The 16455-nt window shown below is 60.8% G+C and carries 16 protein-coding genes; 14 read left to right on the forward strand and 2 right to left on the reverse strand.

Features of this window, described 5'->3' with window-relative positions; all coding sequences use genetic code 11:
* The first annotated feature begins 66 nt into the window (after positions 1-66).
* Positions 67-1383, forward strand: a complete 1317-nt coding sequence (locus QYQ99_RS14065) for a dicarboxylate/amino acid:cation symporter (protein WP_302088745.1) — start codon at positions 67-69, stop codon at positions 1381-1383.
* 114 nt (positions 1384-1497) lie between these two features.
* Here QYQ99_RS14065 and QYQ99_RS14070 read toward each other — a convergent pair whose 3' ends face one another.
* Together QYQ99_RS14070 and QYQ99_RS14075 are read right to left on the reverse strand one after the other, a co-directional pair.
* Positions 1498-2316, reverse strand: a complete 819-nt coding sequence (locus QYQ99_RS14070) for an RIO1 family regulatory kinase/ATPase domain-containing protein (protein ID WP_302088746.1) — start codon at positions 2314-2316, stop codon at positions 1498-1500.
* A 70-nt stretch (positions 2317-2386) separates the two neighbouring features.
* On the reverse strand, positions 2387-4135 hold the full coding sequence (locus tag QYQ99_RS14075) for an FMN-binding glutamate synthase family protein (RefSeq protein ID WP_302088747.1): 1749 nt from the start codon (positions 4133-4135) through the stop codon (positions 2387-2389).
* A 180-nt stretch (positions 4136-4315) separates the two neighbouring features.
* Here QYQ99_RS14075 and QYQ99_RS14080 point away from each other — a divergent pair, with 180 nt between their 5' ends.
* The 13 genes from QYQ99_RS14080 to QYQ99_RS14140 all read left to right on the forward strand — a co-directional run bounded on the left by QYQ99_RS14080 (position 4316) and on the right by QYQ99_RS14140 (position 16434).
* A complete protein-coding gene (locus tag QYQ99_RS14080) occupies positions 4316-5113 on the forward strand; it encodes a UPF0149 family protein (RefSeq protein ID WP_302093178.1) in 798 nt (265 codons plus the stop codon).
* Positions 5114-5325: 212 nt separating this feature from the next.
* Positions 5326-5640, forward strand: a complete 315-nt coding sequence (locus tag QYQ99_RS14085; RefSeq protein WP_302088748.1) for a helix-turn-helix domain-containing protein — start codon at positions 5326-5328, stop codon at positions 5638-5640.
* A 418-nt stretch (positions 5641-6058) separates the two neighbouring features.
* The gene (locus tag QYQ99_RS14090; protein ID WP_302088749.1) at positions 6059-6265 is read left to right on the forward strand and encodes a Flp family type IVb pilin; all 207 of its coding nucleotides are present in this window, start codon (positions 6059-6061) and stop codon (positions 6263-6265) included.
* Positions 6266-6278: 13 nt separating this feature from the next.
* Entirely contained in the window at positions 6279-6743 is a 465-nt protein-coding gene (locus QYQ99_RS14095) for an A24 family peptidase (RefSeq protein ID WP_302088750.1), read from the forward strand.
* 18 nt (positions 6744-6761) lie between these two features.
* The gene (locus QYQ99_RS14100) at positions 6762-7298 is read left to right on the forward strand and encodes a TadE/TadG family type IV pilus assembly protein (RefSeq protein WP_302088751.1); all 537 of its coding nucleotides are present in this window, start codon (positions 6762-6764) and stop codon (positions 7296-7298) included.
* Between the two features lie 48 nt (positions 7299-7346).
* The gene (gene cpaB, locus QYQ99_RS14105; RefSeq protein WP_302088752.1) at positions 7347-8339 is read left to right on the forward strand and encodes a Flp pilus assembly protein CpaB; all 993 of its coding nucleotides are present in this window, start codon (positions 7347-7349) and stop codon (positions 8337-8339) included.
* Positions 8340-8342: 3 nt separating this feature from the next.
* Complete coding sequence (locus QYQ99_RS14110; protein ID WP_409815248.1) at positions 8343-9707, forward strand: type II and III secretion system protein family protein; 1365 nt, start codon at positions 8343-8345, stop codon at positions 9705-9707.
* Between the two features lie 28 nt (positions 9708-9735).
* Complete coding sequence (locus QYQ99_RS14115) at positions 9736-11073, forward strand: AAA family ATPase (RefSeq protein ID WP_302088754.1); 1338 nt, start codon at positions 9736-9738, stop codon at positions 11071-11073.
* Complete coding sequence (locus tag QYQ99_RS14120) at positions 11070-12404, forward strand: CpaF family protein (protein WP_302088755.1); 1335 nt, start codon at positions 11070-11072, stop codon at positions 12402-12404. The genes QYQ99_RS14115 and QYQ99_RS14120 overlap by 4 nt, the downstream gene beginning before the upstream one ends.
* Positions 12397-13365 (forward strand): type II secretion system F family protein, encoded by a 969-nt coding sequence (locus QYQ99_RS14125; RefSeq protein WP_302088756.1) that lies wholly within the window; start codon positions 12397-12399, stop codon positions 13363-13365. Before QYQ99_RS14120 ends, QYQ99_RS14125 begins: the two co-directional genes overlap by 8 nt.
* Positions 13365-14318 (forward strand): type II secretion system F family protein, encoded by a 954-nt coding sequence (locus QYQ99_RS14130; protein WP_302088757.1) that lies wholly within the window; start codon positions 13365-13367, stop codon positions 14316-14318. The genes QYQ99_RS14125 and QYQ99_RS14130 overlap by 1 nt, the downstream gene beginning before the upstream one ends.
* Positions 14315-15991 carry a tetratricopeptide repeat protein gene (locus tag QYQ99_RS14135; protein ID WP_302088758.1) on the forward strand — a complete coding sequence of 559 codons (1677 nt, stop codon included), beginning with the start codon at positions 14315-14317 and terminating at the stop codon, positions 15989-15991. Before QYQ99_RS14130 ends, QYQ99_RS14135 begins: the two co-directional genes overlap by 4 nt.
* A gap of 17 nt (positions 15992-16008) precedes the next feature.
* Entirely contained in the window at positions 16009-16434 is a 426-nt protein-coding gene (locus tag QYQ99_RS14140) for a DUF3613 domain-containing protein (RefSeq protein WP_302088759.1), read from the forward strand.
* Positions 16435-16455: the final 21 nt, after the last annotated feature.

The raw sequence follows: 16455 nt of genomic DNA on the forward strand, positions 1-16455 counted from the left end.
GCGGGAGTACAAACGGCAGCAATTCGGCGCACCACGGTGGTGCGCCTGCAATCTTGGAGATGCAGCGTGCACACTCTGCCCACCGAATCTGCTCCGCGCGAGCACTTGCCGTTCTACCGTCAGCTCTACTTCCAGGTGGTGTTCGCCATCATCGTGGGCGTGCTGCTGGGGCATTTCGAGCCCGCCTATGGCGAGGCCATGAAGCCCTTTGGCGATGCCTTCATCAAGCTCATCAAGATGATCATCGCGCCGGTGATCTTCCTGACCATCGTCACCGGCATCGCCAGCATGACGCACCTGAGCGCCGTGGGTCGTGTGTTCGGCAAGGCCATGGCGTATTTCCTGACCTTCTCCACGCTGGCGCTGGTTGTGGGCCTGATCGTGGCCAATGTGATGCAGCCCGGTGCCGGCATGCATATCAACCCCGCCGATCTGGACCAGACGGCCGTCAAGGGCTATGTGGCCAAGTCGCACGAGATGACGCTGACCGGCTTTGTGATGGACATCATCCCCAAGACGCTGATCAGTCCGTTCGTGGGCGACAACATCCTGCAGGTGCTGCTGGTGGCCGTGCTGTTCGGCGTGTCCCTGGCCATGGTCGGCGAGGCTGGCAAGCCCGTACTGAGCTTCTTTGAAGCCCTGACCAAGCCCGTGTTCAAGCTGGTCAACATCGTGATGAAGTTCGCTCCCATCGGCGCGTTTGGCGCCATGGCCTTCACCATCGGCAAGTTCGGTCTGGGCTCGCTGGTCAACCTGGCCGAGCTGGTGCTGACCTTCTACATCACCTCGGCCCTGTTCGTGCTGGTGATCCTGGGTGCGGTGGCGCGCTTGTGCGGCTTCTCCGTGTTCAAGCTGATCAAGTACCTCAAGGACGAATTGCTGCTGGTGCTGGGCACATCGTCTTCCGAATCGGCTCTGCCTTCGCTGATGCACAAGATGGAAAAAGCCGGCTGCAGCAAGTCCGTCGTCGGTCTGGTCGTGCCTACCGGTTACTCCTTCAACCTGGACGGCACCAATATCTACATGACGCTGGCTGCGCTGTTCATTGCCCAGGCGACCGATACCCATCTGACCCTGGGCCACCAGATCGCTTTGCTGCTGGTTGCCATGCTGTCGTCCAAGGGCGCGGCGGGTGTGACGGGGGCTGGTTTCATCACCCTGGCCGCGACCCTGGCCGTGGTGCCCGAGGTGCCCGTGGCCGGCATGGCTCTGATTCTGGGTGTGGACCGCTTCATGTCCGAATGCCGTTCGCTGACCAACTTCATCGGTAACGCCGTCGCTACCGTGGTGGTTTCCAAGTGGGAAGACGCGCTGGACCACGACAAGCTGGATGCGGCTCTGGCAGGCCAGGAAGAAAACGAGGCGGTGTCCGCTCACTCCTGAGCGCACCCACGCCTGAATCAAGAAGCCCCGACCTGACGGTCGGGGCTTTTTTCATGGCGTTCAGGCTTCCAGTCCAGTCGAGGACAGTACTGGCGTCTCTTGTTTTTAGGGCATTCAGGCGGAGAGCGGGGGAGGCGCCAGCAAGTCATGGGCTGCGAGCACCCGCAGGGTGTCGCGCCCCAGGCTCTTGCTGCGGGGCAGAAAGCGCACCCAGCTCAGTTTGTTGACGGTGCGCTCCAGTACCTGCCGGGCCTCGGCGGGCAGCTGCTGCACAAACTGCTGCCAGGCCTGTCGGGCCTGCTCCAGCGCACCTGCCTGCTGCAGGAACAGCGCTGTGGACTGGGCGTAGTTGAGCGCATCGCGCGCCATGCAGACGGCTTGCGGCAAATGGGCCGCAGGGTCGTCTTCAAAGTCGATGAAGCCTATGACCCCGTCGGCGCAGACCACCATATTGCGCGCCACGGCCTGACTCAGCACCTCGCCGCGGGCATGCGCCTGCTCGATGGCCTCCAGGCCTTTTTGCCAGAGCTGCAGCGTAGGCTGCGCGCCCCGGGCAATCGCATCTTCGATGGCATTGCTCAGGGACGGCGCCTCTTCGCCCGGGCGGCCCAGATGGCGCATCACAAAGGCCTGCTCGTGCGTGGCCAGCACTTGCGGCACGCGCAGGCCCTTGGCCATGAAGCTGCGCAGGCGGCGCACTTCGGTTTGCAGGGATTCGGGACCGCCGGGGTTGGGCACGGGCTGCAGCACGGCGGCCCGGAACAGCTTGGCCAGCGTGCTCAGCAGCCAGTAGTTGAGGGCCGGGTTGCCCTTGTTGGCGCGCTTGACCCACAGGGTTTCATGCGCGAGTTCATAGCGCATGATGCTATGAGGCTGGTCCAGATGCTCGCGCAGGAATGCCTGGTAATCGATGGCGGTCTGCGCAGATGGCATCTGCTCTGGGGCGGAAATATCCTGAGATGGCACGGCGTGGGGTCTGTCAGGCGCGCGAGGCTCTGGCTTCTCAGGTCCAGATGCCGTTGCGCTGGGGAAAAGCCTGCGATTGTGCCGCGTTGTCGGAACTGCCCGCAGCAGAGGGGCGCAACACGGGCTCGTGCAGCGGCTGAAAGCTCTGTGCCGTGGCCAGCGGCCAGTAGTTCTGGAAGACCTTGTGCTGGCGCTCCAGGCTCTTGAGCAGGCAGCCCGGCTCCACGCGCAGCATCAGGTTGGACAGCAGGCTGACCTGGGTGTCGTCCAGCCGGCGCACGATATGGTGGGCCGTGATCTCGTTGGGATGCCTGAGGCCGGCGGCCTGAACCAGCTCCTGCAGCGCATGCAAGGTGTTCTTGTGGAAGTTGGCCACGCGCGTGGCCTTGTCGGGCACGACCAGCGCCTGCTGGCGCACGGCGTCTTGCGTGGTGACGCCCGTGGGGCAGGTGCCAGTGTGGCAGCTCTGGGCCTGGATGCAGCCCAGCGCCATCATGAAGCCGCGCCCCGAATTGCACCAGTCGGCACCCAGGGCCATCATGCGGGCAATGTCGAAGGCCGTGATGACCTTGCCGGCCGCGCCGATCTTGATGCGCTGGCGCAGGTTCACTCCCAGCAGCGTGTTGTGCACCAGCAGCAGGCCCTCCTGCAGCGGTACGCCCACATGGTCGACAAACTCCACCGGCGCAGCGCCCGTGCCGCCTTCGGCACCATCGACGACGATGAAGTCGGGCGTGATATTGGTTTCCAGCATGGCCTTGACCATGGCAAACCATTCCCAGGGATGACCGACACAGAACTTGAAGCCCGTGGGCTTGCCGCCTGAAAGACGGCGCAGCCTGGCGATGAACTGCATCAGCTCCACAGGGGTGGAGAATGCGCTGTGGCTGGACGGCGAAATGCAGTCCACGCCAATGGGTATAACGCGTGCTGCTGCAATTTCGGGAGTGACCTTGGCACCGGGAAGCATGCCGCCATGGCCGGGTTTGGCGCCCTGGCTGAGCTTGATCTCTATCATCTTGACCTGCGGATCAGTGGCGTTGGCGATGAATTTCTCTTCGCTGAACGTGCCGTCCGCATTGCGGCAGCCGAAGTAGCCCGAAGCCACCTCCCAGATCAGATCGCCGCCATGCATGCGGTGGTACTGGCTGATCGAGCCTTCGCCCGTGTCGTGGATGAAGCCGCCCATCTTCGCGCCCTGGTTCAGCGCCTGGATGGCGTTGCCCGACAACGCGCCAAAGCTCATGGCCGAGATATTGAAGACGCTGGCGTGATAGGGGCGGGTGCAGGGATCCACTCCTTCAGCGGGTTGTTCCTGCGTGCCTCCAATCCACAGGCGGAAGTCGTGCGAGCTGAGCTTGGTGGGTTGCAGAGAGTGGTTGACCCACTCATAGCCCTGCTGACTCACGTCAAGCTGGGTGCCGAACGGCCGGTTGTCGACCTGGCCCTTGGCACGCTGATAGACCAGCGAGCGCTGGGCGCGCGAGAAAGGCTGGGCCTCGGTGTCGCCTTCGATGAAGTACTGGCGAATCTCGGGACGGATGAATTCGAAGATGAAGCGCAAATGTCCCATGACGGGATAGTTGCGCAGAATGGCATGCTGCTTTTGCAGCAGATCCCAGATGCCCAGCAGCACCAGCAGGGTCGACGCAATCAACCATCCAAGCCCCCTGTCTGCTGTCGTCAGCGTGTAGAGCGAGATGCCCAGTACGACCACCGAAATGATTAGCGCGCTATAGCGCAGAGGCAGACTGTTGAAGAAGCGATGCACTGCAGATACTCCCATGGCAGGGTGTGTTGATGGTGGCCCGCTAAAATCCAGCCTGTACGGGAGCATCCTGCCCCCAGCTCCATCTTCCGGCCCTGCACTTCGATAGTGATGAAACGGTCCGGGCCATCATAAAAGCCTTTCCCTATGCAAGAACAAGCACCTAACTCCGCAGCAGAAGACTCGGTCCTCGTCGACATGCCCGAGGGCGCACTGAGCAACGATCAGCTCGAAGAGCTGGATGCGCTGCTCGATGAGTTGCGCACTCGCGGCGAAGAAATTCCCCAGTGGGAATTCTGTGACGGTTTCCTGACCGCTCTGGTCTGCACGCGCCGCCCCATCGCCGCAGCCGAATACATGCCCATGTTGCTGGGCGATGGCGAAGCCCTGCAAGTGGCCGAAGGCCAGCCCCTGCCCAAGCTGGAAGTCTTCAAGGACGAGGCCCAGCAGGCACGTTTCATGGAGCTGTTCGAGCTGCGCCTGGCCGAAGTGCGCGAGCAGCTCGATGCCGACATCAAGTCCCTGGCAGATGACGCCGCCTTCCAGCCCGAAGCTCTGGACACGCGTGGCGCCATCGCCATCCTGCCCGAAGCCGAGCAGGCTGAGTTGGCTGACGAAGAAGTGCCCTCGTTCTCGCAAGTGTGGGCGCTGGGCTTCATGTTCGTGGTGGAGAACTGGGCCGACGAATGGGCGGCGCCCCGCGACAAGGAAGCGGCCCAGTTGCTGGATGCGGCCATGGAGTTCATCGTCAACCTGACCGAAGACGACACCGACGAGCCGGCTCTGAATCTGTACGACGAAGCCGGCCCCGCCTCGACCAGCCAGGAACGTGTGGATGCCTTTGGCGAAGCCATCTGGGCCGTGTATGACCTGTACCGCCTGTGGAAGAGCATGGGCCCCCGCCAGGAAACCATCGTCAAGGGCGAGCAGCCCGGCCGCAATGACCCCTGCCCCTGCGGTAGCGGCAAGAAGTTCAAGAAGTGCCACGGGGCCTGACCAGGGCCACCGCCTGAGGCGCTTTGAGCGCTTTCCCGCCAAGGGGCGGGAGCACCGCCGCAGGGCGGTCTTTGCGTGCTGCCTCCGAGTCAGGGGGCGCTGCGTTGCCAAGCCCTGTGCCAAGGCGTCTCGGTCGTCGGGAGGCTCAAACTCAATAAAGGCCGCGTAGCATTTGCGCAGGCATTGCCGTGTCGTGTGAGTGGGTGGGATAGATGACGCATTTAGGTGAGCGCATACGCGCCCGGCGACAGGCGCTGGGTTTGAGCCAGGGACGCTTGGCGCAGATGGCGGATGTCACTGCATCCGCCATCTCGCAGATCGAGTCGGGAGCCATTCGCACTCTCAAAAATGACACGCTGGCAAGACTGGCCGTCGCCCTGCAGACCACGGCGCTGGAATTGATGGCCGGTCTGCATTCCGAGACCGCATCGCTACCCTGCGATGAGCAGCGCTTGCTCGACTGCTATAGAAAACTGCAGCCACCGCTGCAGGACATTGCTCTCAAACTGATTAAAGCTCTGCAATGATTTCCGAGTCGCTGTATTGAGCGATCTCTTTTGTTTCAAAAAGGCCTGTTAACGACAGGCCTTTTTGTTTTTTCATTCAAGAACAAGGGTTAACCCGATTGCTGAATGTAGGATGAAATCCAATAGCTTGTAGGAAATGAATGAAGATTGCGTAGATTGAACCGGAAGCTACACGTGAGGGATTCGTCGGGAAAATTGCAGATGATCTCTTTCAGTTTGTGAAGTGATTGTTTTTATTGGGGTTTTTTGTGCGGCAGTGCCTGCTTGCCCGAGGGGTGAAATTGTTGAGGGCTATGCTGCATATTTGTTGATAGCTATTTCAAATATTTCAAGATGTTTCTTGCTTCGTAAGATAGGTTCCGCGGTGGTCGAAAACAGCCACAGCGATCTACAAACCTGATTGTTGAAGGAGCTAGTCATGAAAGACCAAATCATCAAATTCTGGCGTGATGAAGAAGGTGCAACAGCGATTGAGTACGGCCTGATCGCAGGGCTGATTGCAGTCGGTTTGATCGTCTCCTTGGAGGGAGTTCGTAATGCAATTGGTAATCTTTTTACGCGAATCACCGATGTTTTAGGAACTGTTGCTGTCACCAATGGGGGGGCTGGCTCTGGAGGCAACTAACGTGTTAGTTGGCATGACATTTCTGCTGTGGCTTTGCATAGCCGCAGCAGGTGATGTTGTCTATAGAAAGTGTTTTAACTGGATTGTGCTTGCTGGTTTTTTATTAATAATAATTATATTGTTGACTAATTTTGAATACGATTTCATAAATATATCTGTAAAAGATAGATTGATAGGGGCAGGTTCGGCATTTGTTATTCTTTTGATTTTTTATTCAATAGGAATGATGGGTGCTGGCGATGTTAAATTTGCAACTGTTCTCGGAGTTTGGGTAGGCTGGAGTTTATTATTGTCTATATGGGCATTGAGTTGCGTATTTGCGGTGGTTCATGGCCTAGTGGCGCGAAGTGATTTGAAGTATTTTCATGTTCCGGTAGTAAATTGGAGTGATAGTCACCAGGAGAATAGGAGAAGATTCATTCCTTATGTTACCTATCTATCGTTGGCGACGGTAGTTGTTCTGATGCTTAATAAATAGCAAGAAGAAAGGAGGGGCATGCAATTAAAGCAACAGCAAGGTGCGGCAGCCATTGAATTTGCCATTGTCTTTCCCATCTTCTTTCTGATTTTCTACGCCATCATCACTTACGGCCTAATCTTTGCTGCACAGCAGACCTTGACCTTGGCTGCCGCCGAAGGAGCAAGAGCCGCAGTGCGATATCCCTCGGCTCCCTCCGGCAGCGCGATGACCAAGCCAGCGCAGTTGCAGGCCCGCTTGGCTGCAGCCTGCGCCACGGCGGCCTTGTCGACGGATTGGCTCTCCAGAATGGGCACCGGCTTGGGCTCTGCAGGCTGCAGCGCAGGAGTCAGCAATGCTGCGGGTCTGCATGCCACGCCTGGTCTGTGTGGCACGGGCTCAGCATCTTTCACTGCCTCCAACGATGCCAGCCTGGTGAACTGCGTGACCATGCAGGTGAATTACAACTATGCCTCTGCACCGCTGATTCCAAGGTTGCTGGGGTCTGTGTTGAGTCTGCCCACTCCCAGTCTTTTGCGGGGACAAGCGGTCGCTCAAATTAGCTTGCTTGACTGAGAACGATAAAGCCTTGCTCCTTGAGGCCCAGTAAGAAGAGGGAACGTTATGGTGAATGTCGCAAAGATCGCGGTCGGGGTTTTGCTGGCGGTGGCCTTGGCCCTGGGCGTTTATGGATGGATGCTCGCCAGGGCACCTCAGGCGCCGGCCCCGCAGGATCAAGCTTTCGCCAGCGACAACAAATCCAATGCGAGCATGAGCGTGGTGGTGGCTGCGCAGGCCATTCCCGCAGGCCAGGCACTCAAGGCCGAGGATCTGCAGCTCACGCAGTTGCCTGCCAAACCCGATGGTGCCTATGGCGAGATTCAGGCAGCCATTGGCGCCGTTCCTGCGGTGGACATTCCCAAGGGCGCGCCCGTATTCCAAGGGCAAATGGTGACTGGCCTGGCGCTCAAGTTGTCTGAAGGGGAGCGTGCAGTCGCGGTCAAGGTCGATGAAAGCATTGGCGCCGGCAATCGCATCAGACCTGGTGACTTTGTCGATGTGTTCTTTGCGCTGCGCCGCGATGGCAATGAAATCGACCAGAGCCAGGCGCGTTTGCTGCTTTCGCGCAAGCGCGTGCTGGCCTATGGTGCGGCATCGGTGGATGCTCTGAGCTCGGCGGAGAAAACAGAGGGCAAGCAGCCGGCCAAGGCTCCCGACAACGCCAGAACTGCGGTACTTGCGGTGCCGGTGGCCGAGGTCAATCAGTTGCTGCTGGGCGGCTCCAATGGCAGCTTGCTGCTGGCACTGCGCAATCCCACGGACATGACCGAGCCGGATAGCGAGAAGTTTGCTCCGCTGCCTGGCGTATTGACCGTCGCCATGACCAAGGGCTCTGCTGCCGCTGCGCTGGAAGGTGCCGACGCAGCGCAGGCCGGTGTGGCCATGAGCAGCCTGGCTGGTTCTGCAGGCACTTCGGCAGCCCGCACGACTGCGGCCAGGCCCATGACCGCTGGTGTCGCCAAGCCTGCCGTGCCGCGCACACGTACAGCATCCGCAGATCCTTCCCTGCCCGTTGAATTCGTGCGTGGCGCCAATTCCCAAACCGTGCGGTACTGAGCTATGAATAACAAGACGTCTATGATCTCGCCCCGCACCCTGTCAATGAAGCCGCTGTATCTGCTCTGCGGTCTGTCATTGAGCGCCGTCACAGGCTTGGCCCTTGCGCAGCAGGCGCCCAATGCAGGCGAAAGCCGAGCGCAGCAAGCAACAGCAGCCAGGGAAATCAAGCTGGTCATGGGCGCTCAGCATGAGCTGAACCTGCCCGGCGGTGTGGAACGCATTGCCATCGGCGACGACACGATCGCCGCTGTGCATATCAAACGTGCGGGCAAGGGGGCTGCCGCCAAGATCCTGCTGAGCCCGCTCAAGCCTGGCAGTACATCGTTCATGGTCTGGCCGCGCGGTGAAGCCCAGGCGCAGACCTATATGCTCAATGTGCAGCAGCGCGTGGAACTGCGCACGGCCAAGGCTTCCAGCCTGATAGAGCAGCAGTTTGCCGGCGAGCTGGCGAACGCGCAGTCCGCCGACAAGGCAAAGACAGTGGACCTCTCCAGCGTCCAGCTCAAGAGCAATGTGGTGCAGGTCGATGTCAAGGTAGTCGAGTTCAACAAGACCCAGATGAAGAAGGTGGGGCTCAACCTCTTCAGCACGTCTCCCAACAGCTCGGGCTTCAGCTTTGGTATTTTTGGACGCGGCTCCTATGGCTCAAGCGGTGGGAGTTCCACGACGGGGGCCACAGCGAATCCTTTGACCCAGGCCTTCAACCTGCTGATGCAATTCGACAAGGCCGGCATCGGGGTCAATATCGGCATGCTCGAAGGCAACAACCTGGCGCGGGTGCTGGCGGCTCCGACCCTGGTGGCCTTGTCCGGCCAAAGCGCCAACTTTCTGTCGGGCGGCGAAGTGCCGGTTCCCGTGCCTGCGGGCACGGGCATGGTGGCCATTCAGTACAAGCCTTACGGCATTGGTTTGACGGTCTCTCCCACGGTGCTGTCCAACGATCGCATCGTGCTCAAGGTAGCGCCCGAGGCCAGCGAACTGGACTATGCCAACACCATTGTCCTGAACAGCGCGACCGTCCCTTCGATCACCACTCGCCGTGCCGATACCACGGTGGAGCTGGGCGACGGCGAAAGCTTTGTGATTGGCGGCCTGGTCAGCCGCAACACCACATCGGGCACCGACAAGGTTCCATTGCTGGGCGATATCCCGATTCTGGGTGTGCTGTTCAAGCGTCAGGAGTTCCAGCAAAAGGAAAGCGAGCTGGCGATTGTGGTGACGCCGCGCCTGGTCAAGCCGCTGGCCCGCGATGTGAATGTGGAGCCGCTGCTGCCCGGGCGCACCGAGCAGCGTGATCCTGCGGTGTGGGGCCCATGGGTGGCGGGTGGTCTGTCGTCCAGCGTGGCGCCGGGCTTCTCGCGCTGAGCGCCAGAGTAGAGACATGAATATGCGCATGGACTCCTCCCAGCTCAATACGGCGCAGCCAGGGTCTGTGCACGTCAATGCACGCGTGGTGTTGGTAACGCAGTCGTCATCGCACGCTTTCTGGCTGGCGAGTGCCCTGGGTAGCGATGCGGAAGTGATACCGGTGGCGGGCGATCTGGCAGCGCTTCACGCTGCGATTTCGGTGCCAGGGCTTGGCGTGGTGGTGGTGGATTTCTCTGCTCCCATGACGGGGGCTGCCATCGCCCTGGTCGGCGAACTGCGTGCCGCATTCCCCAGTGTGGTGATCATGGGCGCTGGATCTGCTGCCGAGCCCGCTTCCATGCGTGCAGCCCTGCGCTGCGGTGTGGCCGAATTCATTGACTGGGATGCGTCCGAAGGCGAGGCCAATGCAGCCGTCAGGCATCAGATGCATGCACGCAGTCAACTGCCTGCGGCTGTAGCACTGGAGCCGGAAACCAAAGGTTTCTCCCTGCCTTTGCTGGGTGCACGTGTCGGGATGGGTGTCACTACGCTGGCAACGCATCTGGCCGTGATGTTCCAGGAAATGCATGCCTATGACGTGCGAGGCAGCAAGAACAGAAAGCAGGTTGCCAGGCCGTTTGGCGCAAGTCAGTTGCCGCAGGATGAATCCGCACATGCGGCATTGCTGGATCTGGGTTTGCCTGCACGCGATGGCTTGCTGTATCTGGGCATCGCGGGTGACTTCAGCTTTGTGGATGCGGTTCAGAATACGCGCCGCCTGGACGCGACATTGATCGAATCGGCCTTTGCAAAGCACTCCACCGGCGCTGTGACTCTGGCCTGGCCTTCCGATCTGGGCATGTTGCGCGAAGTCAGCCCTGCGGCTGCAGCGGGCGTAGTCAACACGCTCAAGAGCTTGCTTGGGGTGCAGGTGATCGATCTGGGCGGTATGGTACAGGCTGATTTTCTGGCACCTTTGCTGCGCGAGAGCGGACAGGGCTGGGTGGTTTGTGACCAGTCGCTGGGAGGCATCGTGTCTACGGCTCAGATGCTCAAGGAGCTTGATGCCAAGGGCGTGAATCGCAGCACGCTCAAGCTGGTGCTCAACCGCTTCAATGCACAAGCCGGCCTGCCCGCCAAAGAGGTTGCGCAGCGCCTTGGTCTGGAGCTGCTGCACGTGGTTCCGGACCGATCCACGGTTTTGCTGAATGCGGCCAGCTGCGGTCAGCTGTTGTCGCAGTCGCTGCGCGGTGATCCCTATGTGACCTGTGTCAGAAGCATGGCCAGAGCATTGCTGAGCGGAGCGGTTGCAGCCGACAAGGTCGCGGTGCCAGCGCCGGGCGTTCTGGGGCAATGGGCCAAGCGATTGAGGAGAGGCGAATGAGCATGGACATTGTTTTCGCCGAAAAAAGCAGTCATTTTTCGGACTCCAAGCAGCTGCTGCTGATCAAGAACGTCGCACACGAGCATTTGCTCACGCGTGTGGAGGAGCTCGGCGCGGTGTTTGCCAAATGGTCAACCAGCCGTGTGCGCCAGTTTGTGCACCAGGAGCTGGAGCAGTTTGTGCGTCAGCAGCGCTTTCCCGTCAACGACGAGGAGGTGCAATGGATTGCACAGGCCCTGAACAAGGAACTGTCGGGGCTGGGGCCGCTGGATGACCTGATGGCAGATCCGGAAGTGGAAGACATTCTGATCAACGGTTACCAGCGCGTCTTTGTCTCGCGCAAGGGAATTTTGCAGCAGGAGGCCTTGCACTTCACCGACAACGCCCATGTGCTGCGCATCGTGCGTCGCATCATCTCCCCGCTGGGCCGCCGCCTCGATGAATCCACGCCCATGGTCGATGCGCGCTTGCCGGACGGTGGCCGTATCAATGTGGTGATCGAGCCGTTGTCGCTGGACGGGCCGGCGGTATCCATACGCAAGTTTCGCAATGATCCGCTGCGGGTCCAGGATCTGGTTGATTTCGGCACCATGGACGAAGGCATGGCCCGCTTGTTGGAGCTGGCGGTGCGCGAGCGCTGCAATATTCTCATCAGCGGCGGCACCAGTTGCGGCAAGACCTCGATGCTCAATGCGATTGCGGGCTTTATCCCCGCCAATGAGCGGGTGGTGACGATTGAGGATACGGCCGAGCTGACGCTGCCTCACCCTCATGTGGTGCGCATGGAAAGCCGCCCCGGTGGCTTTGAAGGAGCGGGGGTGGTCTCCATTCGGGACCTGCTGCGCAACAGCCTGCGCATGCGCCCGGATCGCATTGTGGTGGGCGAGGTGCGCGGCGCGGAAGTGCTGGAGATGCTGCAGGCCATGAACACCGGTCACGACGGCTCCATGGCCACCATCCATGCCAGCTCTCCTCGCGAGTGTCTGCACCGTATGGAGATGCTCGCGGGCTTTGCGGGCTTTCAGGGCAGCGAGGTCAGCCTGCGCCGCCAGATTGCCAATGCACTCGACTTCATCGTGCAGATCAGCCGCCTGCCCAATGGTAAGCGGCGCATCACATCGATCACCGAAGTCACGGGCATTATCGATAGCGTGATTGCCACGCAGGAGCTCTATCGTCACGAGCTGCTGCCCCAGCCCGACGGCGAGGATCTGGAGCGTTGGACCACGCTGGGCATGGTGCCTCATACGCCAAAGCTGGCACGCTATCGCGCGGTGCTGCAGCACGCGGGAGGTAACGGCGCAAGCCAAGTGGGGCTGCGCCATGGCTAGCCATGCGTTTTTACTCCTGAGTCTGGCGCTGCTGATGGCTGCAGCTGCCATGGTGCTGTGGATGGTTGTCAGCCGGCAGCAAAAGACGCGCCGTATGACCCGGCATCTGGAGCAGAGTCTGGAGAAAAGTGCTGCAGCTGCCGCCGGGTTTGTCGCCAAGGATGCAGCGGCATCGGCTTTTGACGGCTCCGTGGCGGATGCCTTGCTGGGCAATGAAAAGAGAACGGGCTGGCCGGTTCCCGCGATTTTGTTGGGGACGGTCGGTGCCAGGCTTTTCTATGGCGGGCTGGTCTTGATTGCTGCGACTTTTCTGGCCGTTGGCCTTGCGGTCGGCTGGCTGGCCGGTAGTGCCGCGCTGGTGCTGCTGGGGATTGGCTTCTTCTTTTTGCTTTACACGCGGGCACAGAAGTACCGCGCCAGGCTCACGCAGCAGTTGCCCGGCTTTCTCGACAACACGGTGCGCTTGGTGACCATTGGCAACTCCGTTCAGGCAGCGTTCCAGATGGCAGCAGCCAGCACCAAAGACCCGTTGCAGTCGGTCATGGAAAAAGCCGCCAGTCTGGCCCGCGCGGGCATGGATCTGGAAAATGCGGTGGCCCATGTAGCGAGGCAGACCAGGCTGGACGAGCTGCACCTGCTGGCAGCTATTCTGCGCATCAGCGTGCGTTATGGCGGCCGGGTGGACTTGTTGTTGGAGCGTGTGGCCCACTTCATGCGTGACCGCGAGCAGGCCGAGCAGGATCTCTCGGCCATGACGGCCGAAACGCGCATGTCCGCCTGGGTGTTGAGCCTGCTGCCGGTGGCTGTGTGCTGTCTGATCATTTCCTTCAACGCGAGCTATTTTCTGAATATGTGGAATGACGCCAGTGGCCGCAACATCATCTGGGCAGCGGCGGCACTGCAGGTCTTTGGTGTTGTGTTGCTCTACCGCATGGCCAAGCTCGATGAGGGGGCTGACTGATGGAGACATCCCGTCTTTTGCTGATGTTGAGTGTTGCATTTTTGGCCTTGGCGGCGCTGGTCGGCGCGGCTTTGATTGCCTATGCGCATCAGCGTCGTGAACGTAGCAGTCGGGTCGTGCAGGATGCGCTGAGCCGCAGCGGTGCGGCTGCGGCGAAAGAGACGACGTTGCCTGCCAGGCCCGCAGATCTGCTGCGCTCGCTCAATGGCGACGGCGAGCTGCCAGCGCACTGGCTCAATACATCATTGGGCAAGGCGCTGGTTGCACAGGAAGACCGCATTTTGCTGAGCAAATGCGGCTGGGGATCGACTCGCGCGCAGCTGCAATACCTGATAGCGCGCTGCGTTGTTTCGGTCTTGCTTTCGCTGCTTGCTGCCTTTGTTTTTTCGGGCAGCAAGCAATTTTTGCTGTATCTGTTTGCCGCTTTCACCATCGGTTTTTTGCTTCCCAAATGGGTGTTGCGCAGCGTGGCGCGCCGCCGCAGGGCCAGCGTGGCCCGCGAGCTGCCTTTGCTCGTCGACTTGCTGGGCTTGCTGCAAGGCACGGGCATGAGTCTGGACCAGACCCTGCAGGTGATCGGCTCTGACTTTGGCAATGTCATGCCCGTGCTCTCGCGAGAGATACAACTGGCCAACCAGCAGTACAGCCGGGGCGGAACGCGCGAGCGTTCCTTTGCTCGCATGAGCGAGGTCTATCAGAGCGACAACCTGGCCAACCTGACATCGCTGATGACCCAGATCGACAGATACGGCGGAGCCGTGCAGGAGCCGCTGCGCGTGTTTGGCGAACGTCTGCGCGAGCAGCGCAAGGCCAAGATGAAAGAGATGATTGGAAAGATCTCGGTCAAGATGACTGGCGTTATGGTGGTGACGCTGCTTCCGGCCCTGATCATCATTACCGCCGGACCGGGGTTCCTGGCCGTGATTCGGGCATTGGGAGGGATGACAAAATGAAAAAAGAAAGCCGATATCTGATGCTGCCATTGGCGGCTGCAAGCATAGCCCTTCTGTCGGGTTGCTCCAGCATGGGCAATCTGCTGGGGCAGAGTCAGCCCGTGCTCTCGCCTGCGGCCAAGGCTGCGGCAGACAGGCCGCTGGAGAAGGAGGCGGTGGTCGACACGCAGGACACCTACCTTTCTCTGGTCAAGCAGATGCAGTCCAAGTCGCTCTGGTATGCCTCCATCGCTCACCTTGACGCACTGGACAAGCAATGGGGCGCTTCCAGCGACTCGCGGCTGTTGCGCGCCGATGCATTGCGTCAGGTGGGCCAGCTCAGTGCGGCCATCCCCATCTACCAGAGCCTGCTGGGCAGTGCCAAGGATGGTGCCGCGCGCTACGGCCTGGGCCGTGTGGCCGCCGAGCAGGGCGACTTTCGCAGTGCTGCTCAGCAGATGGAGCAGGCGCGCATGAGCAATCCCGTGGACTCGCGCCTGCTGACCGATCTGGGCTATGCCTATCTGCGTGCGCATGATCTGAACGCAGCGCGCATTCCCTTGATGCAGGCGGCGCAGCTCAACCCCGAGGACGCACAGGCCAACGTCAACCTGAGCCTGTTCATGATGGTCAGCGGCCAGAGCGCGCAGGCTGAGGAATTCATGCGCCAGCGCAAGCTGGACGCACAGACCCAGCAACTGGTCAAGGAGCAGGCCGGGCAGTGGCTGAGGGCTGCCAGTCTGGCCGCCGCAAAGCCTGCTGAGGCTGCGACCGGAAAGGTCGTCAACCTCTCTCGTCCGGAAGTGAAGACCGCCCCCGAGGCCGTGGCCAGCTCCGGGAAATCCGCCGAAGCGCCAGAGCCTGCTGCAGTGCAGGAGGTGCCCGCCGCAAAAAAGCCCGCACCGGAGCCTGAAGCCGCACAGGCTCCGGTAGTGGTAGTCAAGGCACCGGGGTCGGTGTCGTCTCGCTCCCATGTGCCCCAGACTCTGTTGCCGCTGCCCCAGGCTCAACCTATGGTGGCGCAGAGTGTGGAGCGGGCGTCCGGCGGTGGTCAGTGGATGGTCTCTGGAGGCAGCTTCGATGCAGGGCGGCCGCGTCACCCCGGCCAGGGCGCGAGCCCATTGATGCCGGCGGCTGCGCAAACCTATGCCTACGCGCCGCCTGTGCCTGTGCAGGCAATGGATGCTCCTGTCAATGTAGCAGTTACCGCTTCATTGGAAAGGATTTCAGATATAAAACAGTCTGAAATCACTGTAGATAAAGCGCAAAAAGCTCCTGTATCAATAGCAAAAACGGCACCGCCGCCGGAGGCGGCCATGGCGACGGCTTCTCGGTCCGCGAAGCAGGAGACGCCCAAGCCTGCACAGCCTCTGCTTACCGAGGCGATGCCCGCCAAAGTGCAGCAGACGCGGCCAGCAACGGCTTTGCAAGCCGAGCCTGCACCGCAGCCCGTGATCTCGCGCCAGCCCGTGCGCCCGACAAGATCGGTGCCAGACGCTGCCGTGGTGATGGCTGCGGCAAACCCTGTCGCAGTGCGTCAGAGCGGTGAATCCGGTGGCAAGCAGGCCGTGCAAGCCATGCTGCCCCAGCGCGCGGCGGCGGGCGGCTTGTTTTTCGAGACGCCCGATGAAGATGCCGGCAGCAAGCCGGCAGCTTCTGCCAAGAAGGGTGCGCCCGAGCGTGCCTGGCCCTGAACCTTCAAGGAGTTCTCATGAATACGCAGACAGCATTCATCCAGCGGGCCCGAACATTCACCTTGGCGTTGATGGCACTGGGCATGGCCTCGGTCGCCTTGGCGCAGGCCGGCAGCAATACCGGCTCCGGCACGGGCGTGAGCAATATGAGTGCACCCCGAAGTGCGGCAGCGATGCCTGCAGCAACTGCGCAGGCCGCGGTGACACAGACACCGGCCCCCGGCAATGCGTCCCTGACACCGCCGGCAAGCAATCGTGTGGGCGAGGCCACCAGCTATCTGCTGGCGCTGCAGGCCAGCGGTCAGTACGCATCGCGCAATGCCTATCCCGTGACAAGCGATGTGGCCCAGCGCACCTATCAGCGCTATCTGGAGAGTTTTACCCACAAAATCCCGGAGAGCTCTGAAACACAGGTGGGCAGTTCAACGGGCGGTAGTCGCTAATCGCTCACAGCGGCTCTGTGC

The sequence above is a fragment of the Comamonas testosteroni genome (assembly GCF_030505195.1).
GTDB classification, from domain to species: Bacteria; Pseudomonadota; Gammaproteobacteria; order Burkholderiales; family Burkholderiaceae_C; genus Comamonas; species Comamonas testosteroni_G.